The sequence below is a fragment of the Mesorhizobium sp. WSM4311 genome, from assembly GCF_002295115.1.
In the GTDB taxonomy this organism is placed as follows: domain Bacteria; phylum Pseudomonadota; class Alphaproteobacteria; order Rhizobiales; family Rhizobiaceae; genus Mesorhizobium.
The window spans coordinates 209,114-235,735 of the sequence record NZ_NSFV01000005.1 but is presented as its reverse complement, the minus strand read 5'-3'; the positions used below and the strand labels follow the sequence as shown (position 1 = coordinate 235,735).

The window sequence follows — 26,622 nt, the reverse complement described above, 5'->3', positions numbered from 1 at the left end:
TGTGCCTTACCTGAATGGGACGTCGAAGCCGGCGCTGCCCCTCATCCGCCTGCCGGCACCTTCTCCCCGTGAACGGGGAGAAGGGAGCTAGTCTCCGAGCGGCTCCATCTCCTTGCCGGTGCGGTGGATCTGAGCGTTGTATTTGATGCGGCGCACCGTCTCGCGCGCCGAGCCGTCGAGCTTGTAGGCGCAGGCCACGGCCAAGAGGTCGATCGCCGCCAGGAAGGCGAAGCGCGAAGCGGTCGGCTTCAGCGTGTCGGGATATTCGGGCACCGCCACCGTAAGCCGGACATCGCAGGCGCGGGCCAGATCGGTGTCGGGCGCGGTCACGGCGATGGCGTTGGCGCGGTAATGCTTGGCGAGCTCGACGGCCTCGATCACCTCGCGCGTGCGCCCGGTCGCCGAAATGGCGATCACCAGGTCGCCCGGCTTCAGCGTCGAGGCGGTCATGCGCATCAGATAGGGATCGCACTGGGCGCTGACGGTGATGCCGTAGCGAAACAGCCGGTACTGCGTCTCCTGCGCCAGCGCCGAGGAACTGCCGCCGAGGCCGAAAACGGTGACCTGGCGGGCCTTGGCGATGAGCTCCGCCGCCTTCTGCAGCTCGCCCGGATCGAGCTGGCGTTCAGCCTCCTGCAGCGCCCGGCGCGCTTCGCCGAAGACGGCGTTCCAGAACGGCATGCCATTGTCGTTGCTGATGGCCGGCGGCTTGGCCAGATAGAGCGCGCCGACGACGAGGCTTTGCGCCAGCTTCAGCTTGAAATCGCGCACACCCTCGCAGCCGATGGCGCGGCAGAAGCGGGTCACGGTCGGTTCGCTGACGCCGGCGCGTTCGGCAATCGCCGCATTGGAGGCGTCGACGGCGTATTTGACATCGTCGAGCACGACATCGGCGACGCGGCGCTCCGCCGGGCTCAACTCCGCGTAGGAATCCTTGACCAGCGAGATGATGTCGGGGATGCGCCTGATGTCGCGTCCCTCCGGCTCGTGGCTTGCAACAGGCTCTTGCTGGCTGTCAGCTTCGGTCATGAAGTCGGTCTTCCCTGGCGTTTCGACCTGACTCTTACCATGTTTGCACGCCGTCGTTCCATGCGCCCGGCCGCGCTGCAACCGTTGCGTGCCTGGCGATAAGCTCGCGTTTCCTTTTCAGAGTATGTAGGAAAGCAACACGAATTTCAAGGCCGAGAAAACTGGGCAAAAACAATATATTAGGCGAATAGCGGAAATTTCATGATACGGTTACCACCGCGAGCGCTTGACAGCAAAGTAGGATAGTTACAGACTGATTTTTGGCAGATGACCTACTGGATCATCACGCAATCTCCGAGGGGCGGATGAACGCGGGCGAGACAACAACGCCGAAGCTTGGCGTGCAGGCAGCGACCAAGATCTATCATACGGCGTCAGGCGACCTCTTGGCGCTGGACCGCTGCAGCCTCGATGTCAGAGCCAATGAAATCGTCTCGATCGTCGGCCCGTCCGGCTGCGGCAAGACCACGCTCTTGTGGTCGATGTCGGGCCTGCACCGCCTGACCAGCGGCGAGATCCGGCTCGACGGCGTAAAGATCACCGGCCCGCATCCCGATATCGGCATCGTCTTCCAGGAAGCCAACCTTTTGCCCTGGCGCAATCTCGACGCCAACATCCGCTTTCCCTTCGAGATCAAGGGCGAGAAGCCGGACCGCGCCTGGATCGCGCATCTGCTGAACCGCGTCGGCCTCGACGGCTTCGGCGGCAAGTTCCCGCGTGAGCTTTCGGGCGGCATGCAGCAGCGCGCGGCGATCGTGCGGGCGCTGGCGCTGAAGCCCTCGGTGCTGTTGATGGACGAGCCGTTCGGCGCGCTCGACAGTTTCACCCGCGAGGAGATGAACCGGCTGGTCGAGGAGATCTGGCTCGACACCAAGACCACCATCGTCTTCATCACCCACAGCATCGAGGAAGCGATCTTTCTGTCGGACCGCGTGGTGGTGCTGAGCGCCCGGCCGGGCAAGGTCGCCAAGGAGTATCGCGTGCCGTTCGCGCGGCCGCGCTCGCTGGAGATCATGGCGACCAAGGAAGTCTTCGACCTCACCAACCGGATCAAGATGGACATTGTCGGCGAGCGCGCCAGGCCGAAGGCGCCGGAACAGGAGCGCGCCAGCGCCGAGATCGTGAGGATCCGGCCGTGAGTGACGCCATCCCGGAATTCTCCAAATCCAAATCAGGCGATGGCCAGGAGGTCAGCCTGACCAATCTGTCGGCGTTCGCCAGCGGCCCCGGCGTCAAGTCGGGCAAGGAGGTGGCGGCCATCATCGCCGTCGCCGTGGTCATCATCGGCGGCATCGAACTGGCGCTGCGGCTGTTCCATGTGCCGCTCTACATCATGCCGCCGCCGAGCTCGATCGCCTATGCGCTGTTCGACGAGTTCCCGCTGATCGCGCCGCATCTCGGCTACACGCTGGTCGAGCTGGTCTCCGGCTTTGCCATCGGCGCCGTCGTCGGGCTGGTGCTGGCCGCCGTCATCACCCAGTTCCCCTTCGCCGAAAAGATCGTCGCGCCCTACATATTGCTGCTGGTCACCACGCCGATGCTGGCGCTGGTGCCGCTGCTCATCCTGCGCTTCGGCTTCGGCTACACGCCGCGCATCATCGCGGTGGCGCTGGCCGCCGGGCCGATGGTGATGATCAATGCCGCCACCGGCTTTCGCCGCGTCGACAGCGCCAAGATCGCGCTCGCCCGCTCCTACGGCGCCAGCACCTTGCAGATCTTCTGGAAGATCCGCGCGCCGATGGCGCTGCCGATGATCCTGGTCGGGCTGATGATCGGCGCCATTTTCGGCCTGCTCACCGCCGTCGGCGCCGAGATGGTCGGCGGCGGCTTCGGCCTCGGCAACCGGCTGACCACCTATTCGTCGATGATCCAGATGCCGCAATTCTTCGCCGTGGTGCTGATCCTGTCGACACTCGGCATCCTGATCTACGTGCTGTTCTTCCTCATCGGCAAGAAATGGGCGAGCTGGGAGGCTTGAAGACAAGGATTTGAAGCAAGACGCCCGGGAGGCGGGCGGCAGACCGACGTCAAACAAAAAGGGGAATGCCATGACCAAAGACCATTCGACGAACCACCCGGGCATCAGCCGCCGCTATTTCCTGCAGGTCACCGGCGCCGGCTTGGTGACGGCAACCGCGCTCGGCGCCACCGGTTTCAAGGCAAGGGCCGAGGCCTATGGCAAGTTCACCTGGATCTCGCCGCGCGGCACGCTCGAAGTGCTCGACGACTATCCCTATTGGGCAGCCAAGAAGGCCGGCTATTTCGACGGGCTCGACACCGACATGCAGCCGGGGCCCTCGGACGGCACGGCGACGGTCAAGTTCGTCGATGTCGGCCAGGCCGATATGGGCTTCCCCTCGCCCGGCGTGTTCTCCTTCGCCATCCAGAACGGCATGAAGCTGAAATCGGTGTTCCATATGGGCGCGCGCGACACGTTCAGCATCGCCTTCCGCAAGGGCGAGGGATCGAACGATCTGAAGAAGCTCGAAGGCAAGACCATCCTGCTCGGCTCGGCCGCCTGGCAGTCGATCACCGATCCGCTGCTCGCCGCGCAAGGCGTCGACATCAAGAAAGTAAAGTATGTCGAGGCCGGCTGGCCGACCTGGGGCACCGCGCTTGCCGGCGGCCAGGGAGATGCTGCCCTGTCGTGGGAGGGGCTGCGCGCCGAATGGATCGCCAAGGGCCTCGACTTCGAATACTGGCTCGGCGTGAAAAACTCCAAGCTGCCGGCCAACACTTTTGTCGTGCGCAGCGCCGACCTTGAGGACCCCGACAAGAAGGCCTTCCTGGAAAAATACCTGCGCGGCTGGGCGATGGGACTCGAATTCGGCTACCAGAATCCGCGCGCGGCGGTCGAAGCGGTGTTCGAGCAGTTCCCGACGCTGGCCAAGAATCTCGGGCCGGAGCTCGGCACCACCTCGATCCTGCAGCAGATCAACGTCTTCCGCGGCGACATGGACAAGCGCGGCGGCTGGGGCTCGCACGACATGGCGAGCTGGCAGGGCTTCTTCGACGAGATCCACAAGATCGGCCAGATCACCAATCCGGTGAAGGCCGAGGATGTCTGCACCAACGACTTGATCCCGGCGGCCAACGATTTCGACAAGGCCAAGGTCAAGGCCGATGCCGACGGCGTCAAATTGTCGGAAGGCTTTGCCGCGCTCGATGTCGAGAAGATCAAGGCGCATCTGTTCGATTCGGCCGTCAAGTAGGGACTGCCGGCGACAGAACCGGGCGGCGACAGGGTTGCCGCCCACAATCCATTGAAGAAAAGCGTGGGAGGTGGCGGTGGCCGACAAGGTAAAAGTGCTGGTGGTGGGTCTCGGCAATATGGGTGCGTCGCACGCCAGCGCCTATCACCGCTCCGAGGGTTTTCAGATCGTCGGCATCATGAGCCGCTCGATCAAGAGCAACAGCAAGATACCGGCCGAATTAGCCGGCTATCCGCTCTACGAGGATTTCGACCAGGCGCTGAAGGAGACGAAGCCGGACGCCGTTTCGATCAACAGCTGGCCGAACACCCATGCCGAATATGCGCTGAAGGCGATCGCGGCCAATTGCCATGTGTTCATGGAAAAGCCACTCGCCACCAACATCGAGGATGCCGAGAAGGTCGTGGCGGCGGCGCGCGCCAAGAACCGCAAGCTGGTGCTCGGCTACATCCTGCGCGTCCACCCGTCCTGGATCAAATTCATCGAGGTCGGCAAGACGCTGGGCAAGCCGCTGGTGATGCGCCTCAACCTCAACCAGCAGAGCAGCGGCAGCGCCTGGCACTGGCACAAGAACCTGATCGATTCGCTGATCCCGATCGTCGATTGCGGCGTGCACTATGTCGACGTCATGTGCCAGCTGACCGGCGCCAAGCCGGTGCGCGTGCACGGCATCGGCGCCAAATTGTGGGCGGAGGCCGACAAGCAGAATTACGGCCATCTGCACGTCACCTTCGATGACGGCTCGGTCGGCTGGTATGAGGCCGGCTGGGGCCCGATGATGAGCGAGACGGCCTATTTCGTGAAGGACGTGGTGGGTCCGAAGGGCGCCGTGTCGATCGTCGCCGGCCAGGCTGCCAGCACCGCCTCGGACGCCGAAGTGTCGAACTCGGCCGACATCGACCGCCACACCAAGACCGATGCGCTGAAGATCCATTACGCCCAAGTCGACGGCGACAAGAACTTTTCCAAGCGCGATGAGATCGTCAGCATGGAGGACGAGCCCGGCCACCAGGAGCTGTGCGACCGCGAGCAGGCCTTCTTCCTGCGCGCCATCCGCGAGGACCTCGATCTGACCGAGCAGATGGACGCGGCGGTCAACAGCCTGCGCATCGTGCTCGCCGCCGAACAGAGCATTGCGCTGGGACGGACGGTCGAGCTGGCCTGACGCAATCCGGCTGCTGGCGCTGGAGGCGGCACCGGCAGCGCAGGATTTTCATCTTTCTCCCGGTCACTATACGGGGAGAAGGCGCCGGCAGGCGGGGCGGAGCTTACATTTGCAGTTGGCCGGTAACGACAGCTCGCGCATTCCTAAGCGAGGTGCCGAGGCATGCAAATTTGGGAGAGAGAAATGGTCACCGACAGTCTTTTGAAAACCTACGCGGACTCCGATGCGCTCGATCTGGCCGGGCTGGTGCGCGGCGGCCAGGTTTCGCCGGCCGAACTGGTCGAGGCGGCGATCACGCTGGTCGAGCGGCTCAATCCGGCGCTGAACGCGGTCGTCCATCGCCTCTACGACATGGCGCGGACGCAGGCGCAGACGGTCGACAGGTCCGCGCCCTTCGCCGGCGTGCCGTTCCTGCTCAAGGAGCTGGCCTCGTCCTGGACCGGCGCGCCGAACACCAATTCCTGTTTCTATCTGAAGGACGTCGTCGCCGACTCCGACACCGAAGTGGTTCGCCGCATGAAGGCGGCGGGACTGGTGCTGGTCGGCAAGTCGAACGCGCCGGAGAACGGCTGGTCGATCACGACCGAGCCGAAGCTCTACGGCGTGACGAAGAATCCGTGGAAGGAAGGCATCACGCCCGGCGGCTCGAGCGGCGGCGCGGCCGCGGCCGTCGCGTCGCGCATGGTGCCGATCGCCGAAGCCAGCGACGGCGCCGGTTCGATCCGCATTCCAGCCTCTTGCTGCGGCATTGTCGGCCTGAAACCGTCGCGCGGCCGCGTCAGCCTCGCGCCGTTCGGCGACTACTGGTATGGCGGCGCCTATTTTCTCTGCTGTTCGCGCTCGGTGCGCGATACCGCGGCCTATCTCGATGCCGTCGCCGGCGCGCTGCCGGGCGACCCCTATACGCCGCCGGTTCCCGATGCCTCGTGGCTCAGCCTGTCGGCGCAGGCGCCGAAGACGCTGCGCATCGGCTTCACCGTCACGCCGCCCAACGGCACAGCCATCGATCCGGAGGTCAAGGCGGCGGTGCTGGCGACGGTGATAACGCTCGAACGGCTGGGGCACCATGTCGAGGAGCACGACATGCCGCTCGATGCCAACGGCGTCTGGGCGACCTACACCAACATGACCTGCGTGCAGACGGCGGCGACCTTCGACTATCTTGAAACGGTGATCGGCCGGCCGGTGACGCCTGACGACGTCGAGGCCGTGACCTGGGCGATCATCACGCGCGGCCGCGCCACCAACGGTGTCAGGCACATCTCCGATGTCGAGCAGCTGAGGCAGATCGGCCGCGACATTGTCGGTGATCTCGATGCCTACGACCTCTTCATCACGCCGACGCTGACGCAGCTGCCGCGTCCCTTCGGCTATTACGACATGTCGGAGACGGACATCGACCGTTACAACGCCAAATGGACGGACGCGGTGTTTGCCTTCCCCTTCAACATTTCAGGCCAGCCGGCGATCTCGCTGCCGCTGGGCTGGTCGAAAGGCGGCGCGCCGATCGGCGTGCAGCTGGTCGGCCGCTATGGCGACGAGGCGACCGTGCTGGCGGCTTCGGCGCAGCTGGAGCAGGAGATGCCGTGGAGGGATCCGCGGCCGCAGGTGAGCGCTTAGTTAGCCGGCAAGGGTTGTGCAGCGGCGCTGCACTATTCGATCAAGGTCGCGGCATATGGATCCTCGGGTCTCCGCGACGCCGCCACGCGACTGCTCCGTCCGTGGATGACAAACGTGGAGGGGCTCGGCCAATCTCCGGAGTGAAGCCTCCCGCTAGCCAAGCCTCTCCAGCCGCCTCGGCAGCCGGTTCATCGGCATCGGCCCATCTGCCGTGATCAGGAACTGGTCCTCGAGATTGAAGCTGGCGAGGCCGTCCATGTAGAGCGGGATTTCGAAGGCCAGCACCATGCCGGCCTCGATGACGACATCATTGTCGGCCGCGATGAACGGCCATTGCTCGGAAAACACCGACTGGCCGACGCTGTGGCCGAAATGGCCGCGGCGGAAGCTGCGCAGGCCTTGCCGCGCCAGGCTCTCGGTGGTGACGCGATGCACATGAGCGAGCGTGTTTGCGGGGATCAGCGCCGCCAGCCCGTCCTCGAAGGCGCGCTCGGCGATGGCATGCAGCTCGGCCTGGTCGGCGGAAGGCGGCCCGAAGGTGAAATTGCGCGACATGTCGGAAGCGTAGCCGCCGACCGTGCAGACCATGTCGCATTTCAAGGGATCGCCGGCCACGGCCCTGGCGTCGGCGCCCTTGGCGCGGGCGCCCAGCGTCACATATTCCGCCGTGACGACCGGATGCGACAGCCCGGCTGCCGCTTCGGCGACGCCCTTGCGGTAGAGCGCGATGAGATCGGCCTGGCGCATGCCGGCCATCGCGTCCACCTGCAAGCGCTCCAGCCCGGCTTCCGAGAGAAAGATGCCTTGCTGGAGGAGATCGATCTCGCGCTGGGATTTGACGGCCCGCAGCCTGTCAAGGACCGGCGAGCCATCGACCATCGGGCAATGCGGCAACAGCGCCTGGATGGCCGCGAAATCGGCGGCCGGGACGAAGTCAAGGTCGATGCCGAGCGTTGCGCGCTCCAGTCCGAATTCCTCGAGCAAGGCCTGCAGCTGGCGCACCGAGCCGGCGAGATCGAAAGTGGCGGGGCGGGAGAAATCCGGGGCGCGGCCAAGCGAGGCAAGGCCGGCCTCGATGCGTTCGGCCAAAGCGAGCCCGTGCGTTCCAATCTCGACCGGCGCGGATTCGATCCAGATCGGGTGCGACCGCACGATTGCTTCCGGCGCGGCGAGCCGCAGCTGCGCGGCGTTGAAGTCGGCGACGACAACACCGATCGGCAGGTCTTGTCCGGCCGGGATGATCACGAAGCCGCCACCGGCACGGCGGAACAGTCCCGCCGGGCCGATCCACGCACCGGTCGCATAGTGGAAGGCCTCGGGCGCGCAGAGCACCAGCGCCCCGATGCCGGCGCCTTCCATCAACTGCGCGGCGCGCTGGCGGTCGACAAAGCCTGTCATGGGTTTCTCCGGATGTCCGAAGCGACAACGGAGCATTGCGGGTGCGGACAATCAAGCCGGTTGCTCGTATTGACGCGCTGCATCGCTTGAGCGCGGAGCGGAGACGCCCACGAAGGGGCGGGATGTCGGCCAATGGTTGCCGGCGAACCCGCTACTTGATCGATTCCAGCTTGGCGATGGCCGTGGTGAAGCCGGCGAGCGAGACCGGGATGGTGACCGGCTTGCGGGTGACCGATTCCATGGAGATGTTCAGATTGGTTCCCGACTTCATCGTCTTGAGCAGTTCCGGCGACAGCGGCGTGGCGGCATAGGCGCCGTTCTGGTCGCTGGTCTGGATGGCGATGACGATTTTTTGCCCCTGGTCGACCTGATAGCTGACGCCGGACGGCAGGAACAGGCCGTGCGGCAAAGCGAGCAGCATGGCGGAGCTGCCATTGGCGTTGTCGCGGCGCACGGTGACGGTCAGCACGCGCTGCCCGGTCTTGGCCTCGGTGAGGGTCTGCGACACCTGGCACTGAAGCTCGTTGGTCGCCGAGCCGCTGGAGCAGTTCACCGCCCATGCATTGGCGTCGGCCGGCTTGGGTCCGGCCTCCTTGGGCTGAGACTGTTTGGCTTGGGACCCTTTGGCCGCGTCCTCGGCAAGCGCCGGGCCAACAGAAGTCGACAGCAGCCAAAGGGCAGCCGATGTCGCGATCATTCGCGCTAGATTAGCTCTAGCTAAATTACTTGGCATGTTCTTGACGCCCCACAATTTTCCTTGCCCCGGCAGGTATTCTCTCGGAAAAGGCTTGATACAACAATGGCGACAGCTCCGAAAGCCGAGTCCCGGGTCAAGCAAGCCGGCAAATCTACTGTGGCAATATGGTCACAGGACAGAACTTTGCGGTCCGACAACAACACGCACAACCTTCCGGACTCGCTATACAATAGAATTCGCGTAAGAATTAACACGCGGGACGTGCAGTCCCTGAAGGGACTCGCCAGGGATGGAAACTACCGAGACGTCTCGGCAGGTTGGTGGGATGGTGGCGCATGGGGAGGCTTTCCGCGTGGGCGCTGGCTATCGCCGTTCGCGCATTGTGAGCCATCTTTGGAAGACGACGGCGCTGACGACGCTGGCGCTTGGCCTTTCGGGCGTGGTTGCCCATGCCGATCCCGACGGACTCTGGCAGCCGCAGATCCGCGCCATCGTCGGTGCCGACAACAATGGCGGCAACGCCGCGCTCGAAGGCTTCATTCCGATCAAGCAGACGGCCGAGTCGGTGCTGTTCCTCGATGTCCGGGCCAAGCACGATTTCAAGGATGCTTCCGGCCAGGACATCGGCCTCGGCATTCGCCGCATCGTCAATCCCGACCTGATGCTCGGCGGCTACGCCTATATAAACCTCGAGAACTACGACAGCACGCAGTTCACCGCGGCCACGCTGGGCGTCGAGGCGATCACGCCGAACTTCGACGCGCATGTGAACGTCTTCGTACCGATCAAGGGCGACTCGACCGATCATTCGACCAGCTCGACCCTGTCGATGGTCTCGAACCAGCTGATCGAACGGATATCGGTGCTCGACCACCGTGATTACGCGGCCTGGGGCATCGAAGGCGAGATCGGCGCCCAGGTTCCGGTCAACCTGCCCGACAAGCACTCGCTGCGGCTCGACATTGGCGGCTACCATTTCGAGGACCCGCACGGCGACGACGGCAGCGTCACCGGCGCCAAGGCCGGGTTCGAATACACGATCGGCGATGTCTTCGGCAGCGGCACCGAACTGGTCTTCGCCGGCGAGGTCCGCAACGACAATCGCGACGACACCCAGTTCGCCGGCAGCGTGCGGCTGAACATCCCGTTCAACCCCGGCCACGGTTCGGACAAGACCGCGGCCATCGGTGCCGAACCGGTCTATCCGGTCAGTGAAGGCCTGCGCAAGCGCGTCAACGAGCGCGTGCGCGGCGATATCGGCGTCAGGATCCAGTCGCAGGAGATCAACGGCGGCTCGACGACGCGCGTCGCCATCAACGCCGCGACCAATGCGGCGTTCGGCAAGTTCTATTTCGCCGATGGCGGGCTGGCGGGCGCCGGCACGCTGACCGACCCGACGACGCTGGACGACGCGGTCACCAAGGCCGGCAGCGGCGGTTTTGTGGTTGCGCTGGGCGGCAATGGCAATCTGACGACAGCCGGCGTGACACTTGCCAATGGCCAGACCGTGATCGGCGGCGGCGAAAGCGTCACCGCGAAACTGTCCGGCGGCGGCACCGCCACCTTCAATCTGGGCGGCAGCGACGGCACGATCCAGGGCACCAATGTCGCCAACAACGTCATCACGCTCGGCACCGGCAACACGCTGAACGGCATCACCATCACCGGCGGCGCCAACGGCATCTTCGGCAACAACGCCACCGGCACGACGCTGACCAACGTGACTGTGACGGGTGCCGGCGGCAACGGCGCCGCGTTCACCGGCAATTCGACCAACGTCAAGGCGTCCGGTTTCACCGCGACCGGCAACGGCCTCGACGGCCTGCATATCGAAGACAACGGCACTTACAATTTCACCGGCACGACGCTGCTGCAGGGCAACCACGACGACGGTCTGGATATATCAGGCCAAGGCACCTACACCTTCGCCACCGTCAATGCGCTTGATAACACCGATCGCGGCATAACCGTGCAGGGCACGTCGATTGCCGGCAGCTTCACCACCACCGGCGGCACCGTGTCGGGCAATGGCGGCATGGCCGTCTTCATCGACCCGATCACTGCCCATTTGGTGCTGGATTCGATCAGCCAGACCGGCGGCACGTCGGGTGTCGTGCTCGACCATGTCTCGGGCAGCTTCACCGTCAACGGTTCGACGACGATTTCCAACACGACGGGACCGGCGATCGCCATTTCCGATTCGCCGGCGGCGATCCGCTTCGGCGATGTCGCCATCTCGGCACCCGGCGGCGACGGCATTTCGTTTGCCGGCGTCAATGCGGCGGTGGTCGCCGGCAACATCGTCATCTCCGGCCTCGGCGTCGGCACCGGCCTCGACTTCTCCGGCAGCCACACGAACTTCACCGCGCAGTCGCTCAACATCACCGGCACCGGCTCCGCCGGCTCTATCGGCATCGATCTCTCCTCGCCGACCTCGGGCGGGGCAACGATCGTCATCACCGATGGCGGCGCCATCGCCGGGGTCGACACTGGCGTGCGCTTCGGCATAGCCGGCTCGCTGGCCCATTCGGCCAATGCCGAATTCAGCTTCGGCGGCGGCTCGATCGCCGGCAGCACCGCTTCGCTCGACGCGCGCGGGCTGAACCAGACGCTCGGCCACTACGCGTTCGGCTCGACCACCTTCAGCGGTCCGCAGCTGTTCGACGTGCAGAATGTGATCTTCGTCGGCGCCACGGCGACCGGCTCGGGCACCGGCTCTTCCCTGCTCGACCTCGCCTCGATCGCCACCGCCGATGCCAACACCGACGGCACGGCGATCTTCGTGCTGGTCAATCGCGGCACGGCCATCGACGACACCGACGGTTTCTCGCTGAGCGCCGGGCAGACGCTGGCCTCGTTCGGCAACGGGCGGACCTTCTCGCTCGGCGGCATCCCGGTCAATGTGACCGGCGATAACATTTCGCATACCGGCACCATCTCGGACGCAGGCGGCGCGGCGACGCTGACCAGTTCGGCCGGCGCGGACACCGTCACGCTGGCCAGCGGCACCTCGCTGCTCGACTTCAACGTCTCGAACGCCAATCCAGGCGGCGGCACCGGCATCCACGGCAACAACGTCACCGGCGTGACGATAAGCGGCGTCAGTGTCAGCGGAGCCGGCCTGGACGGGCTGCTGTTTGAAGGCGCCAGCAACGTCGCGGCCAACAATGTGACCTCGACGGGCAATGGCAGCGACGGCCTACATATCGAAGGCAACGGCAGCTATGCCTTCACCGACACGACGACGCTGTCGGACAACGGCGGCAACGGTCTGTTCATCTCGGGCGACGGGACATACGCATTCCAGACGCTGAACGCGTCCGACAATTCCGGCTTCGGCGCCGACTTCCTCTCCACCACTGGCACATTCAGCACCAGCGACGGCACAATCTCCGGCAATGGCGCGGCCGGCGTCGTCTTGCTCGGCGCCAATATCGACGTGACGCTGACCAGTTTGACGCAGGACGGCGGCCTTTTCGGCGCGTCGTTTGCAGGCGTGTCGGGAAATTTCGCCGTTTCCGGCGCAACGACGGTCAGCAACACCTTGCTCGGCGGCCTCGGGATATTCGACAGCACCGCCGATTTCACGTTCGGAACCGTCGATATCTCGGACATCACCGCCCCGGGCGGCGTCGGTATCGACGTCCAGAATTCCGGCGGCGCGGTCACGTTCGGCGGGCCGGTCACCCTGACTCATATCGACAGCGAGGGCATCCTCGCCACCGACAATGCCGGCACGCTCACCTTCAGCGGACCGGTCAGCATGACCGATCCCGGCGACGGCATCTGGCTGGAAGACAACACCGGCGCTGTTTCGTTCAGCGGCGCGGTCACCATCGACCAGCCGTTCGGAAGCGGCATCGACGTCGTTGGCAGCAACGGCATCATCAGCTTCGGCGACATCCATATCACTGGCCTGTGTAACTGCTCCACCGGCCTCGACCTGTCGGGCAGCACCTCGACCTTCACCGCCGCTACGCTCGACGTCAGTGGCAGTTCCGGCGGCTCCTCGATCGGCATCGACCTGTCGGGCACCAATGGCGGCTCGGTGACGATCGGCGGCGGCATCATCGCCGGTGTCGACACCGGCGTGCAGATGGGCACCAATGGCGCGGCCGGCACCACCGCCAACACGGCGTTCTCGTTCGGCGCGGCCGGCGGCGCGGTCATCACCGGCACGACGGCGTCGCTCGACATGCGCGGCCTGTTGCCAGGCAGCGGCACCTATGCCTTCAACACCACGGTGCTGAACGGTCCGCAGCTGTTCGACATCGCCAATGTCGTCTTCGTCGGCGCCGCCAGCACCGGCGTTGGCGACGGCTCCAGCGTCAACGACCTGATCAACGCCACCGCGGCGGACGCCCTGGCGGCTCCCGCCAACACGATCTTCGTGCTGGTCAACAACGGCGCCGGAAACATCGATACGGATGCCGACGGCTTTACGCTGGCCGACGGCCAGTCGATCGTTTCCTTCGCCAATGGCGCTTCGGTGAGCCTTGGCGCGCCGCCCGCCAATGTCACCGGCACGCATGTCATCAGCGGCACGCAATTCCAGGCCGATCCTTTCGGCAATGGCGGCGCGACGCTCAACAATTCGGCCGGCAACACCATCGACCTGGCCAATGGCAACCTCGTCGCGAACCTCACCGCCAGCAGTTCCGCCACCGCAATCGATGGAACGGGCATCGCCGGCGCAACGATCAACGGCGTGACGGTCAGCAGCGCCGCGACAGGCGTCGTCCTCGACAGCGTGACCGGCACGGTGACGGTCGACGGTCTCCACATCCAGAATGCGAGCCAGACCGGCATCGCGCTGGTTAATTCAAGCGCGACCGTCAATTTCACCGGCAATACGACGATCGCCAATGCCGGCAATGTCGGGCTGTTCGCCAACGATTTCGACGGCACCGCCACTTTCGACGACCTCGATATTATCGGCGGCGGCATAGGCGTCGGTATCGTTGCCGGCTCGAGTGGAACCCTGACCTTCGGGGCCGGAAGCTCCATCGCCGGTACGAGCAGCAACGCCTTCTCGATCACCAACTCCACGCCCAACGTCACCTACAACGGCACCATCAGCCAGACCGCCGCTGCAAGCGCGGTGAGAATTTCCAACATGACCGGCGGCACCGCCACCTTCGGCGGCAAGATCACCGCCAGCACCGGTGCGGCCAATGCGATCAACCTGACCGGCAACACCGGCGGTACGATCAACTTCACCGGCGGCCTCGACCTGACCACGGATGGCGGCTACGGCTTCAGCGCTGTCAATGGCGGCACGCTGACGGTGACCGGGACCAACACCGTAGCAACCGGCCTCGGGCCGGATGAGAAGGGAATTCTCATCGGCGGCACCGGAATGACCATCGGCGCCGCCGGCGTGAATTTCGCCAGCGTCAACGTGGATGGCTCGGGCGGCGGCGCTTCTACTGGCATCGTCATCGAGAACATCAGTGCCGGCAGCGGCAACGTCACCTTCGGCAATGTCGATCTGTTCCGTATCAGCGGCGACGCCATCCGCCTCACCAACATCGCCGGCGGCACGTACAGCTTCAACGGCACGACGAAGATCGATACCACCGCCCTCGGCGTTTCTGGCTTCGTGGTGCAGAACAGTGCGGCGACCGTCAACGTCAACAACTTGGTTACGACAAGTGTTAACGCCGCCGATGTCAGCCTGGCCAACAACACCGGCACCATTGCCATCGGCGGCACGATCACCAACTCCGGTACCGGCAACGGCGTCGTCGTCTCCGGCGGCAGCGCTGCGATCACGGTCTCGGCCAATATTTCCAGTTCGGCGACCGCGCCCGGAACAGCGGTCAAGGTCGACGGCATCACCGGCGGCTCGGTGGCCTTCAGCGGCAGTATCACCTCAACGGGCACCGGTAACCTCTTCGCTATAGGCACATCGTCAACGCTGACCGGCGGTACGATCAGTTTCAGTGGCTCGGCGATGACGGCCACTGGCGGTGGCGGCGCAGTCCTCACCCGCCTAGGCGCCCCCGGCGAAAGCGCTATTTTCAACGCCACCGCGCCTTTGTCGATCACCAACGCGATAGGCAACGGGCTGTCGGTTTCGAACATCGCCGGCGGCTCCAGTGCCACCTTCGGCGCGGTCACGGTGTCGGGTGCCGGTGGCAATGGCATAGACATCGGTACCTTTGCGAGTTCGTTGACCTTCGGCACGACCACCGTGACTCTAGGCTCGGCCGCCAACGCGGCTGGCATCAACTTCGCCGGCACCAATGCCAACGTGACCTTCGGCACGACCAACGTGACGATGGGTGCCGGCGCCAACCAGACCGGCATCGACTTCAACGGTTCGTCGACCACGGCCGATTTCGGCGTGACGGCAATTACCGGCAACGGTGACCTCACCTCGCGCGGCATCGACCTGTCGTCGACGACGGGCAACAAGACCATCACCTTCCAGCGCGGCTCCAGCATCACCAATCTCGGCATCGGCGTCGAACTGTCGTCGGGCGGCACCACGGCGACCTCGGCCAACGCCAACTTCACCTTCGGCGACGGCACTTCGGCCGACGGGCTGCAGTCATCCATCAGCGCCACGGCCGTTGGCGCCTTCACCGTCAACACGGTCGGCCTCGATCCGGCCTTGGGCAATTACGATTTCGACGATGTCGGCTTCACCGGCAGCGCCAATCTGCCCAGCGCGGTTGGTGGGACCATCATGGTCTCGCAGAACGGTGGCGTGATCGCCGCCGGCACCTACGGGCTCAGCGCCGCGGTGACGACCATCTCGGTCGCCGCCGCCGATGCCCTGGCCGGCACGCAGACCTTCGCCTTCGTCGGCACCGTCGATCTCAGCGGCACGCCGTTCACGCTCGATTCGGGCCAGTCGATCACCGGGTTCGGCAACAACACCGCCATCACCGTCTCCGGCACGCTCCAGCCGGTCAATGTCCAGGGCAATCTCGGCGCCACCGGCGGCAACGTCACCGGCAATGAAGGCGTGGTCACCGGCACGGCCGACTTCCTGCATCTGCTCGGCAGCAACCAGGTCAGCAACACCGCTTTCAACTTCAATGGCGCCAGCGGCTCGGTCTTTGCCATCGACCAGAGCGCGGGTGGCTTCAACAATGCCGGCGGCATCACCATCCAGGGCGTGACGGTCAGCAATGTCGCCACCGGCAGCACGGCCTTCAAGGTCGCCAGCCTCGACTCGAACCTGTCCATTCTCGACAACAACATCAATGTCGCCGGCACGCTGCTCGACGCCAATGGCGGCGCCGGTAACATCACGCTGACGCGCGGCACTTTGCCCAACAGCGCGACACCGGGCACGCTGACCGGCGGCGGCGTCAGCATCGCAAATCATACCGGCGGCCTGATCACGTTCTCCGACGAGGTGACGGTCGGCGGCAATGGTGTCTCGCTCACCAACAACGCCGGTTCCATAATCACTTTCGAGGGTTTGGACATCACCACGAACGCCGCGACGGCGTTCAGCGCCAGCGGCGGCGGCACGGTCAGCGTCAGCGGCAACACCATCACCACCGGGACGGGCACCGCATTGGACCTCGACGGCGTGACCATCGCCGCGGCCGGCATCAATTTCGATACGATTTCGAGCAACGGTGCTGCGACCGGCATATCGCTCAACGATGTCAACGGCGGCTCGCTCGATCTCGGCGCGGTCGACCTGCAGGGCATCACCTCGCGCGGCATCGACATTTCCGGCACCCTCGGCTCGGCACTGGACTTCACCAGCGTGACGGTCGGCCTCGCCGCCGCGAACGCGGTCGGCTTCGACCTCAACGGCGCATCGCTCGGCACCAGCAACATCACGGCGGGCGATTTCGACGTCGATGGCGGCAGCTTCGCCGGCACGATCGGCATCGACATGGCCGGCACGACCGGCACCGGGACGATCCAGCTCGGCGACACCGTCAACAACAACCCGGCCGGACAGACCTCCAAGATCGAAAATGTCGGCTATGGCGTCCAGTTCTCCAGCGCCACCAACGCCAAGCTGGTGTTCGGCGACGGCCAGGGCCCGGCCGAATCGACCATCGCGACCACCGGCGGCCAGGTCATCCACGCCACCGATAGTTTGCCGACCAACGGCGACTACAATTTCAACGACGTCAATTTCAGCGGCGACACGTCGAACCTTTCGGCGGTCCGCGTCTACTATGTCACATCCGGCGGCACCGGCGACGGCAGCCTCGCCAATCCGGGCAGCTATTTGGGTGCGCAGGCGTCCACCGCCAATGTCGTGGTGCTGATCGACCAGAACGTCAACGGTGCCCAAGAAACCATCGACCTCAGCGGCACCGCGTTCAACCTCGATGACGGTCAGGTGCTGCTCGCCTTCAAGAGCGGCGACGCGGCCATCGATGTCTCGCAGCTCGGTGTCGACACCAGCGGTGGCGCGTCGGCAGCGTTCCACTTCACCACGGTGCAGAATTCGCCGATCGTTACGGCGCCGGGCGGCATCGATACGCTGCGGCCCATCCTGCAGACCAACAACGCCACCTCGGTCATCAACCTGGCGACATCGGGCGCCGGGACGATCACCGGCGGCATCCAGAACCTCATCATCCGCAATACCGGCACCGGCGCCGGCATTTCCGGCAACGCATCGGCCGCCTCCAGTTTCTTCGTCAGGGACAACGACATCGCCGCCGGCGGCCGGGCGCTCGATTTCATCACCACCGGCGCGCCGGCCGACACGCTGCTGCTCTCGATCGATGGCAACACGCTGCAGTCGACCGGAGCCGCGCTGGCCGCGTCCTTCGCCGGCCAGAACATCGGCCCGACAAGCAACTCGATCGCCGTCAGGTCCTTCTCCGGCAATACGGTCACTGGCGGCACCGGAGGCGGCATTGCCTTCAACAACGTTACGTTCGATTCCACTGGAGCCGGCGGCACCGTCAGCGTCGGCACGCTCGATGTCGGCACGACGGGCGCACGCGTCCAGGGCAACGGCCTGGCCTTCACCAACACCAGCGGCACGCTCGACCTCGGCACCTTCACCGTCGCCAGCAATGGCGGCACCGGTCTCCTGGTCGACACGAAGGGCGCGAATACCAATTTCACCCTGAACAGCAGCGGCGGCTCGGTCGACACCACCAACGGCACGGCGTTCAACCTCGACCCATTGACCGTCAACATGACGGTAGGAAGCGTCACGGCCAGCGGCGGCGCCAGCGGTATCATCTTCGACGGCGTCGCCGGCACGTTCACCGTCACCGGCGCCACCAGCATAACCAACACGACGGGCGCCGGCATCAGCGCCATCAACGCCAACACCGGCACCTTCAACTTCAACACGGTGGCGGTCAACAACACGACCGGCGGCGGCATCGGCTGGGCCAGCGGCACGCTCAACGTCGGCGGCCTCGCCAACATCGACACGACAAGCGGCACCGGCATTACACAAAGCGGTGGCGCGACCGGCTTCAACGGCGGGCTGACGGTCGACACCACCACCGGCACGGCCATCTCGGGAACTGGTGGGGCGATGACCATCGCCGCCACCGGCGGCGCCGAGACCGTGAATTCCACCGGCGGCCAGGCGATCAGCCTCTCGGGCGTCGCCGCCACCATCGCGCTCGATTCGACCTCGTCGGGCGGCGGCACCAACAATGTCGGCCTGACCAATGTCACCGGCACGGTCGGCCTCGGCTCCGGCGCGCTGAGCGGTGCGACGGGCACAGCGTTCAACGTGACCGGCGGTAATGCCGTCATCACCTATGGCGGCTCGGTCACCAAGGCGACGGCCGGCAACGCCGTCAGCATCGCCAACCGCGGCGGCGGCAGCGTCACCTTCGGCGGGCCGATCTCGGCGAATGGCGTGGCGAGCGGCATAGCCATTTCCGGCGCGACCGCGGCGAACACGGTCAGCTTCAACGGGGCCGTCAATCTCGGTACCAGTACGACGATGACAGGCACAGCCGTATCGATCGACAACGCCGGCAAGGCTTCGACCGTCAACTTCGCCAATCTGAATATCCTCACAAACGGCACGGCGGGCTTCAGCGCCAGCAATGGCGGCACGGTCAATGTCACGACCGGCGCCGTGAATTCCACCGGCGCGCAGGCGGTGAATCTCAACGGTATCGCCGCCGGCGTCACTTTCACCTCGACGACATCGACCGGCGGCACCAACAATGTCAGCCTGACCACTGTCTCCGGCAGCGTCGGCCTCGGCACCGGCAGCTTGAGCGGTGCGACGGGCGCGGCGTTCCTGGTCACCGGCGGCAGCGTGAATGCCACCTATGCCGGCAACATCACCCAGGCCAACAACGCCGCCATGGTCAACGTCACCGGCGCCCATACCGGCACGCTGACCTTCAACACCGGCACGCTGTCGGCCACCAATGGCACCGGCCTGCAATTCTCGAACGCCGACGGCACCTATAATTTCAACGGCACGACGACGCTGAACGGCGGCACCGCCAACATCAACATCCTCACCGGTTCGGGCGGCACCTTCAGCTTCGGCACCGGCACCTCGATCACCAATCCGACCGGGACGGCGATGAACGTGTCCGGCAGCACGGCCAACGTCACCTACAGCGGTAACATCACCCAGGGCGGCAGCGGCGCCATGGTCAACGTGTCGACCCACTCCGTCGGCACACTGACCTTCCAGACCGGCACGCTGTCGGCCAGCAACGGCATCGGCCTGCAATTCTCGAATGCCGACGGCACCTATAATTTCAATGGCACGACGACGCTGAACGGCGGCGACGCCGGCATCGACATCGTTACCAGCTCGGACGGCGCCTTCAGCTTCGGCGCCGGCACCTCGATCACCAATCCGACAGGCGTGGGTTTCAACGTAAATGGCGGCGCCGGCAACATCACCTACGCCGGCACCATTTCGAAAAACAACGCCAACAACATCGTTGCCATCCAGAACCGCACCGGCGGCACCACGACACTGTCCGGCACTCTTACCGCGACCGGCGCCACCACCAACGGCATTCTCGTCAACAACAACAGCGGCGGCACAATCAATTTCTCCGGTGCCGGCAAGTCGCTGACGACCGGGACCAACACCGCCGTCAACCTGGCCAACAATACCAACGCGACCATCAACTTCACCGGCGGTGGCCTGGTCATCAACACCACCAGCGGCACCGGCTTCAACGCCACAGGCGGTGGCACGGTGACGGTGCAGGGCAGCGGCAACACGATCACGTCAACGACCGGCACGGCACTCGATGTCGAGAACACAAATATCGACTCGGGCAACCTGGTCTTCCAGAGCATCTCGTCGAATGGCGGCAGCGCCAACGGCATCATCCTGGTCAACACCGGCACGGCGGCCGGCAATGGCGGCCTGCATGTGACCGGCACCGGCTCGGCCGGCTCGGGCGGCACCATCGCCAACAAGAGCGGCGCCGACGGCTCCGCCACGCAAGGCACAGGCATCTTCCTCAACGGTACGAAGGGTGTGCAGCTCGCCTGGATGCAGCTCAACGACTTCGGCAATTTCGCGATCCGCGGCAACAACGTCACCGACTTCACGCTGGACCACAGCATCATAAGCGGCGACAGCGGCACCAGCAACAGCCTGTCCGACGGGCTGGCGTCCTTCGCCAATGTCGGTGAGGATGCGATCCGGCTGACCAACCTGCTGGGCTCCGGTTCGATCACCAATTCGAACATCAGCGGCGGCTATACCAACACCATCATGGTCGAGAACAACACCGGCACGCTGAACCGGCTGACGATCGACAGCTCCACCATCGGCGGCAGGAGCGACAACGGTACCGGGATGAACGACGGCATCAACTTCCAGGCCGACGCGGGCAGCACCGCCATGAACCTGACCGTCTCCAACAGCGCTTTGACGACAGCCCGCGCCAACCTCGTTGCCGCGACAGGCGGGGTCGGGACGAACATGGACGTTCAGCTGGTCGGCAACACGGTAACCAACAACCACCCTGTGACCGTGAGCGGCGGCACTGCCTTCGACATCGCCAGCCTTGGCAATGTCACCTTCAATGTCGCCAACAACACGTTCGACATGCATGCCGCCAATGGTGGAACCGGCATCAAGTCGCACGTCATCGAAGTGAACAAGGGCAGCGGCAGCGGCAATTCGATATTCGACGGCACGATTTCGGGCAACACGATCGGCGTCGCCGGCACAGCCCATTCGGGCAGCGGCATCGGCTCCAACGATATCGACATCAACAGCCAGGACAACGGTACCTTCACCGTCGCGATCCTGAACAACATTCTCACGCACTACGACACGGCCGGCATACAGATCTCCCAGATTTCCGGCAGCAGCACGATCAATGCCACGGTGCAGGGCAATACGACCAGCAATGGCGATTCCAATGCCTTCACCGGCCTCTACGTCGTCGCGGGCTCGGGCCTGGCCGGCGACAATGGCGTCATCAACCTTTTGGTCGGCGGTTCCGGGACTCAGCGCAACGACTTCTCCAATGGCGATCCGGCGAACGGCAGTGACGTCTTCCTGGCGGTATCCGGCGGAGCCAGTACCTCGACGATCAACCTGTCGAGGGGTGTCTCCGCAGCTCCAACGGCCGAGCAGGTCGTCACGGACAACAACCTGAATCCGGCCACGACAACCGTGGCGACGTCGGGAACGATCAACATCGTCAATACGGTGCCACCGCTGCCCTGATCAAGTTTTGTGGTAGTTTAGCAGTTGCGAATACACAAGATTCATGTCGACATTTCTATCTGACGTGTCATGTTAGCGGCATCGGATAGAAGCTGGAGGGGGCCCGTATGGCAGAGCCATATCTATCGGAAATAAAACTGATATCGTTCAACTTCCCTCCCAAGGGTTGGGCGTTCTGCAATGGCCAGTTTCTGCCGATAAACCAGAACCAGGCGTTGTTTTCTCTTTTGGGCACGACCTATGGCGGTAATGGGCAAACCACGTTCGCGCTGCCAAATCTGCAGGGCCGGGTGCCGACGCATATGGGCGGCGAAGGATTTTTCCTTGGTCAACAGGGCGGCGAGCCGTCGCATACGCTTACCGTCCAGGAATTGCCGTCCCATGTGCATGGCGCCAGCGCCTCGACGGTGGATGGTGACCAGGTGATTGCCACCAACAATTATCTGGGGCCGGCCAATCAGCTCTATGGCGCACCGGCGAATCTGACGACCATGATCCCAACCGAAGTCAGCAGTATCGGCGGCAGCCAGCCGCACGAAAACATGCAGCCATACCTGACCTTGAATTTCTGCATCGCCCTGGTCGGCATCTTTCCCTCGCGAAATTGAAGGAGTTCGAACGATGGCAGCCTATGTGGGCGAGATTCGCATGTTCGCCGGCAATTTCAATCCGAACGGCTGGATGTTCTGCCAAGGCCAGACATTGCCTATCTCGGAGTATGAGACGCTGTTCCAACTTATCGGCACCACCTATGGCGGTGACGGGGAAGAGACGTTCAATCTGCCGAACCTGTCGGGCCGGCTGCCGCTGCATCAAGGCAACGGGTACGTGATCGGGCAGATGGCGGGTGTAGAAGAGGTTACGCTTACAACGCAGCAGATCGCCTCGCACTCGCACCCGTTCATGGCGACAACCAATATCGGTGGCGCCAGCGCCCCGGGCAACAACGTGCTTGCCCAGTCGTCCACGATCAAAGTCTACTCCGCGATCGCTCCCACAGTGGCGCTGGGGCCGTCGTCGATGACGCCAGCGGGCGGCAGCCAGCCGCACAGCAATTTGCAGCCCTATCTTTGCATCAATTTCATCATTTCACTGTTCGGCGTTTTCCCGAGCCAAACATAGGACAGGACCATGTCGGACCAATTCGTCGCGGAAATCCGAATTTTCCCGTTCAACTTCGCCCCCACGGGCTGGGCGACCTGCGACGGTCAGCTCATGCCGATCTCGCAAAACACCGCCTTGTTCTCGCTGCTGGGCACAACCTATGGCGGCGATGGCAAATCGAACTTTGCCTTGCCGGACATGCAGGGCAATGCGCCGATGCAGCCCGGCCAGGCCGCTGGCGGATCGGATCACTTCCTGGGTGAAACCGGGGGATCGACGACGGTAGCGCTGCTACAGACCGAGATGCCGCAACATGTGCATTCGCTGATGGCCGCCATTCCTCCGGCGCTGCTGTTCGCGCCATCGGCCTCCACGGGACTGGCGCGGTCGGCGGGCGGACCGGTCTACCAGACCAGCAACGCCAGTTTGACGCCGCTGAACAGCAATGCGGTGCAGCCAACGGGCGGCGACCTGCCGCACAACAACATGATGCCGTACCTGACACTCAACTTCTGCATCGCCTTGCAGGGCATTTTCCCGGCCCGCCCCTGATCTGTCGATGACCGGTCTGCAGGTGTTTGAAGCGGCATCAATCGGCTGGATGCGGGCGGTTGGCGCCGGGCTGTCGGTTCGCCCGGCTACGGATGCCGATCTGCCGTTCCTGTCACGGCTCTATGCGTCGACCCGCGCCGAGGAACTCGCGGTGACGTCCTGGACCGACGAGCAGAAGGCGGCCTTCCTCGACATGCAGTTCCGGGCGCAACACGCGCACTACATCAAACACTATCCCGCGGCCGACTGGCTGGTGATCATGCGTGACGGAGACGACATCGGTCGCCTCTATATCGAGCGCTGGCCGACCCAGCATCGCATCATCGATATCGCCCTTCTGCCGGCGCATCGGCGCAAAGGGCTCGGCGCGGCACTGCTCGGCGACCTTATCGACGAGGCATGGTTAGCCGGCAAATCAGCGTCGATTCATGTCGAGAAGAACAATCCGGCCAGACAGCTCTATGCCAGGCTCGGCTTCGCCGTCGCCGAGGACAAGGGCGTTTACGACCTGATGATGTGTCCTCCCCGGTGAAGCGCTGGTGCTCTCACGCGCCGCGATACCACGACACGATGGTGAAACGTTCGTTGCGCGTGACCGGTGTGACTTCGTGCGTCGTTTCCGAACGGAAGGCAACGAGCGAGCCCGGCAAGGCCGGCATGGTGACGCGCAGGTTCGGACCGCTGTATGGCCCATGCAGGACCAGCGAGCCGCCGGAATAGCCTTCGGGCGAAGGATCGTCCGACTGACGGTTGAGAAAAATCACCGCCGAGATCTTTCTGAACCGCGACTCGTCGTGAATGAGCGGCGTGTTGCCATCCTGATGCGGCACGAAGAAATCACCTTCCCGGTAGTGAAGAAACTGCGGCTTTTCGCAGGTGCCGAGCGCGAGCCCGAAATGCCGTTCCAGAGCCGTCTTCTGCCGCGCCAACAGGGCATTCACCGGCCCTTCGGTCGCTTCCGAGACCTCGGCGCGCCTGGTGCGGCGGACTTCGGGCCATGCCGGGTTTTGATCGGGACGCCCCATCAGGCCGGCCGGACGGCCCGAGGCAGCCCGAATTTCCGCGCACAGCGCGCAGCATGCTGCTTCGTCAAGGACGCCGGCGATCTGGATATAGTCGATCATATGTCGAGCCGCCCCTCCGAACCGCCCTGTGCCCTGATCGTCGTCCTGACCGACCGGACCGTCGAAAATCAAAATCAGTTGAAGACAGCCTCGTACTGATAGCCGGTCGCGTCGGCTGAAACCGGCACGATGAAGATGTCGTCGGCGATCGCATCGCTGGTGAGGTGGTAGATGGCCTGCGGCAGGCCTATATCGCGCGGCCCCTTGAACAGAAGCGTGAAGCCGCCGCCAGGGCGTGGGCTGGAGGCGATCTGGTGAACGGCCGTCAGTTCGAGGCAAACCGCCCTGCCGCCAATCGCAACAGTGAAAACCGACCCAACCGCCTGCTTGAAATCCGATACCGACGCCATACCGTCTGTCTCACTCCGCTTGTTGCCGGGCGCAATGTCGCCGCTTCGCGGCAGGCTGTCCATAGGCTGGCAGCAGCCCCGAGGCCCGGGCGAGACAATTCATCGCAAAATACCACGGCGGCCGTGCTTTTATGCGCGCCACGGACACTGTAGTACTTTGTCCCTGCGCCGGAGTCTTGGCCCAACCAAGATCAGCGCAACAAGAGCAGATGCCAGTCCTGGGGTCTGATGTGGAGGAGCCGGCCTGATCGGCCGGCGGGAGAAAGGGACGGACCATGGCTGATATCGGGGCGAAGACGCAAGCGGCGCCGGCGGATGCTGCCATGCCGCTGTTCTATTCCAGGCCCGAAGCGCTCAACCCGGCGCGGCACGGCTCGCTGGGGCTGACCGCGCGCGGCGACTTTGCCTTCGCGCGCACCGCGCATGCCATTCCGGTGGTGGCGTCGGAAATGCCGGCGGCGATGCGCTCCTACCCGATCGTCTTCATCGGCCCGGCCAAATCCCCTGTCATCATCACCGGCGTGCGCCAGGGCGAGAACTTGTTCGTCGATGCCGACGGCCGGTGGACCGCGCCGCATTACGTCCCCGCCTATGTCCGCCGCTATCCCTTCATCCTTGCCGAGGACCCGACCACGGCAGGCCGGCTGACGCTGTGCGTGGACAGGGCAAGCGAGCGGGTCATCGACCAGCTCATGGCGCCATTCCGCGATGACAAGATCGCGCCGTTCTTCAGCGGCAACCAGCCGACCGAAGCAACCAGGCAGGCGCTCGCCTTCTGCGACAAGTTCCAGATCGACTTCAGAGCCACCCGCGAGATGATCGACAGGATCGACGCGCATGGCCTGTTCGCGCCGCGCCAGAGCAAGGTGACGCTGGACGGCGGCGAAGTGCTCAACCTCACCGATTTCCAGGTGATCGACGAGCCGGCCTTCAACAGACTGAGCGACGAGGCCTTCCTCGACCTCAGAAAGTCCGGCGCGCTCGGTCTGCTCTACTGCCACCTCGCCTCGACCAACAGCTGGACATCGCTGGTGCACCAGGCATCGCTGCGCGGCAGGCCAGCCGCCTGAAGAACGAAAGAGCCGCGGTCCACCACGGCTTTTCGCTCCATGGAGGGATAGCTGCGCCGCGCGAGCTGTCCGCTCTCGCCGGTGGTCAGATCATGGCATTGGTGTGCAGAGTGCCCTGCGCGACAGGCTGCCGGACTTCCCAGTGCTCGACGAGCTTGCCCTTCGCCAGCCTGAAGAAATCGACGATGGCGATGGCGGTTTCCTCGGGCTCTCGTTTGGCGTGCATGTGCACGATGACGAAATCGCCCTCGGCGAAGATCCGTTTGACCTCGCCCCGGACCAAGGGAAAACGTTGCCGAAGCTGCTGCAGATAATCCCGGAACCCCTGGACGCCATCGGCGATGTTCGGATTGTGCTGGGTGTAGCTCTCGCCAAAATGAACGGCGGCCGCGTCCAAATCTCCCTCATTCACCGACTTTTCAATGAAGTCGAGCACGGCGGCCTTATTCGCTTCGAGCGTCGCATCGTGGAGCGCCGTGGACGTCTGGATGAATTGCTGATCACGCATGGATATCTGTCCTGTCTTGGGATGGCTTGAAGCCGGTTGCTGAATCGGTCCGGTTCACCGCGCCCCGCACTTTCATCGACCGAGATGCGATGATCGATGGCTTGAACTTGCATATCCTTATCCAATCGTCTCAAATTGCGCCCTGTTTGGTTCTCG

17 protein-coding genes are annotated in these 26,622 nt (G+C 64.2%); 11 read left to right on the top strand and 6 right to left on the bottom strand.

The annotated features are described in order from the left end of the window. Positions 1 to 87: 87 nt before the first annotated feature. Positions 88 to 1,029, bottom strand: a complete 942-nt coding sequence (locus tag CK226_RS15270; protein ID WP_095775663.1) for a MurR/RpiR family transcriptional regulator — start codon at positions 1,027 to 1,029, stop codon at positions 88 to 90. A gap of 305 nt (positions 1,030 to 1,334) precedes the next feature. Between CK226_RS15270 and CK226_RS15265 the strand changes: the two genes are divergently transcribed. From CK226_RS15265 to CK226_RS15245, 5 genes are all read left to right on the top strand, one after another. Continuing rightward, positions 1,335 to 2,168: an ABC transporter ATP-binding protein gene (locus CK226_RS15265; protein WP_095789000.1), complete on the top strand. Its 834-nt coding sequence runs from the start codon at positions 1,335 to 1,337 to the stop codon at positions 2,166 to 2,168. After that, positions 2,165 to 3,007, top strand: a complete 843-nt coding sequence (locus CK226_RS15260) for an ABC transporter permease (RefSeq protein ID WP_095788999.1) — start codon at positions 2,165 to 2,167, stop codon at positions 3,005 to 3,007. The genes CK226_RS15265 and CK226_RS15260 overlap by 4 nt, the downstream gene beginning before the upstream one ends. 70 nt (positions 3,008 to 3,077) lie before the next feature. Next, entirely contained in the window at positions 3,078 to 4,241 is a 1,164-nt protein-coding gene (locus tag CK226_RS15255; RefSeq protein ID WP_095788998.1) for an ABC transporter substrate-binding protein, read from the top strand. Between the two features lie 76 nt (positions 4,242 to 4,317). Beyond that, entirely contained in the window at positions 4,318 to 5,406 is a 1,089-nt protein-coding gene (locus CK226_RS15250; RefSeq protein WP_095792522.1) for a Gfo/Idh/MocA family oxidoreductase, read from the top strand. A 183-nt stretch (positions 5,407 to 5,589) separates the two neighbouring features. Further along, on the top strand, positions 5,590 to 7,026 hold the full coding sequence (locus CK226_RS15245) for an amidase (protein WP_095792315.1): 1,437 nt from the start codon (positions 5,590 to 5,592) through the stop codon (positions 7,024 to 7,026). Positions 7,027 to 7,179: 153 nt separating this feature from the next. On the opposite strand, the gene CK226_RS15240 is transcribed toward CK226_RS15245, so the two are convergent. Both CK226_RS15240 and CK226_RS15235 read right to left on the bottom strand, forming a co-directional pair. After that, entirely contained in the window at positions 7,180 to 8,424 is a 1,245-nt protein-coding gene (locus tag CK226_RS15240) for a Xaa-Pro peptidase family protein (RefSeq protein ID WP_095792314.1), read from the bottom strand. Positions 8,425 to 8,575: 151 nt separating this feature from the next. Further along, a complete protein-coding gene (locus CK226_RS15235) occupies positions 8,576 to 9,121 on the bottom strand; it encodes an invasion associated locus B family protein (protein ID WP_245318348.1) in 546 nt (181 codons plus the stop codon). Positions 9,122 to 9,473: 352 nt separating this feature from the next. On the opposite strand from CK226_RS15235, the gene CK226_RS15230 reads away from it, so the two are divergent. The 5 genes from CK226_RS15230 to CK226_RS15210 all read left to right on the top strand — a co-directional run bounded on the left by CK226_RS15230 (position 9,474) and on the right by CK226_RS15210 (position 23,946). After that, complete coding sequence (locus CK226_RS15230; protein WP_179301058.1) at positions 9,474 to 21,758, top strand: S-layer family protein; 12,285 nt, start codon at positions 9,474 to 9,476, stop codon at positions 21,756 to 21,758. 107 nt (positions 21,759 to 21,865) lie between these two features. Continuing rightward, positions 21,866 to 22,366 (top strand): tail fiber protein, encoded by a 501-nt coding sequence (locus CK226_RS15225; protein ID WP_095788994.1) that lies wholly within the window; start codon positions 21,866 to 21,868, stop codon positions 22,364 to 22,366. Positions 22,367 to 22,379: 13 nt separating this feature from the next. Next, entirely contained in the window at positions 22,380 to 22,880 is a 501-nt protein-coding gene (locus CK226_RS15220) for a tail fiber protein (protein ID WP_095775573.1), read from the top strand. Positions 22,881 to 22,889: 9 nt separating this feature from the next. After that, positions 22,890 to 23,414, top strand: a complete 525-nt coding sequence (locus CK226_RS15215) for a tail fiber protein (RefSeq protein ID WP_095792313.1) — start codon at positions 22,890 to 22,892, stop codon at positions 23,412 to 23,414. 7 nt (positions 23,415 to 23,421) lie between these two features. Beyond that, the gene (locus CK226_RS15210; protein ID WP_095792312.1) at positions 23,422 to 23,946 is read left to right on the top strand and encodes a GNAT family N-acetyltransferase; all 525 of its coding nucleotides are present in this window, start codon (positions 23,422 to 23,424) and stop codon (positions 23,944 to 23,946) included. A 13-nt stretch (positions 23,947 to 23,959) separates the two neighbouring features. Here the strand turns inward: CK226_RS15210 and CK226_RS15205 are convergent, their stop codons facing one another. After that, positions 23,960 to 24,538 (bottom strand): 2OG-Fe(II) oxygenase, encoded by a 579-nt coding sequence (locus CK226_RS15205; protein ID WP_095792311.1) that lies wholly within the window; start codon positions 24,536 to 24,538, stop codon positions 23,960 to 23,962. Positions 24,539 to 24,612: 74 nt separating this feature from the next. After that, positions 24,613 to 24,888, bottom strand: a complete 276-nt coding sequence (locus CK226_RS15200; protein WP_095775661.1) for a hypothetical protein — start codon at positions 24,886 to 24,888, stop codon at positions 24,613 to 24,615. A gap of 275 nt (positions 24,889 to 25,163) precedes the next feature. On the opposite strand from CK226_RS15200, the gene CK226_RS15195 reads away from it, so the two are divergent. Next, a complete protein-coding gene (locus CK226_RS15195) occupies positions 25,164 to 25,958 on the top strand; it encodes a SapC family protein (protein WP_095775569.1) in 795 nt (264 codons plus the stop codon). An 85-nt stretch (positions 25,959 to 26,043) separates the two neighbouring features. Here CK226_RS15195 and CK226_RS15190 read toward each other — a convergent pair whose 3' ends face one another. After that, entirely contained in the window at positions 26,044 to 26,466 is a 423-nt protein-coding gene (locus CK226_RS15190) for a nuclear transport factor 2 family protein (RefSeq protein ID WP_095792310.1), read from the bottom strand. Positions 26,467 to 26,622: the final 156 nt, after the last annotated feature.

Excerpts from the sequence above, each read along its gene's own strand:
- CK226_RS15240 (WP_095792314.1), bottom strand. The coding sequence starts at position 8,424 with ATGACAGGCTTTGTCGACCGCCAGCGCGCCGCGCAGTTGATGGAAGGC.
- CK226_RS15265 (WP_095789000.1), top strand. The coding sequence starts at position 1,335 with ATGAACGCGGGCGAGACAACAACGCCGAAGCTTGGCGTGCAGGCAGCG.
- CK226_RS15195 (WP_095775569.1), top strand. The coding sequence starts at position 25,164 with ATGGCTGATATCGGGGCGAAGACGCAAGCGGCGCCGGCGGATGCTGCC.
- CK226_RS15235 (WP_245318348.1), bottom strand. The coding sequence starts at position 9,121 with ATGATCGCGACATCGGCTGCCCTTTGGCTGCTGTCGACTTCTGTTGGC.
- CK226_RS15270 (WP_095775663.1), bottom strand. The coding sequence starts at position 1,029 with ATGACCGAAGCTGACAGCCAGCAAGAGCCTGTTGCAAGCCACGAGCCG.
- CK226_RS15215 (WP_095792313.1), top strand. The coding sequence starts at position 22,890 with ATGTCGGACCAATTCGTCGCGGAAATCCGAATTTTCCCGTTCAACTTC.
- CK226_RS15200 (WP_095775661.1), bottom strand. The coding sequence starts at position 24,888 with ATGGCGTCGGTATCGGATTTCAAGCAGGCGGTTGGGTCGGTTTTCACT.
- CK226_RS15225 (WP_095788994.1), top strand. The coding sequence starts at position 21,866 with ATGGCAGAGCCATATCTATCGGAAATAAAACTGATATCGTTCAACTTC.
- CK226_RS15205 (WP_095792311.1), bottom strand. The coding sequence starts at position 24,538 with ATGATCGACTATATCCAGATCGCCGGCGTCCTTGACGAAGCAGCATGC.
- CK226_RS15255 (WP_095788998.1), top strand. The coding sequence starts at position 3,078 with ATGACCAAAGACCATTCGACGAACCACCCGGGCATCAGCCGCCGCTAT.
- CK226_RS15190 (WP_095792310.1), bottom strand. The coding sequence starts at position 26,466 with ATGCGTGATCAGCAATTCATCCAGACGTCCACGGCGCTCCACGATGCG.
- CK226_RS15210 (WP_095792312.1), top strand. The coding sequence starts at position 23,422 with ATGACCGGTCTGCAGGTGTTTGAAGCGGCATCAATCGGCTGGATGCGG.
- CK226_RS15245 (WP_095792315.1), top strand. The coding sequence starts at position 5,590 with ATGGTCACCGACAGTCTTTTGAAAACCTACGCGGACTCCGATGCGCTC.
- CK226_RS15220 (WP_095775573.1), top strand. The coding sequence starts at position 22,380 with ATGGCAGCCTATGTGGGCGAGATTCGCATGTTCGCCGGCAATTTCAAT.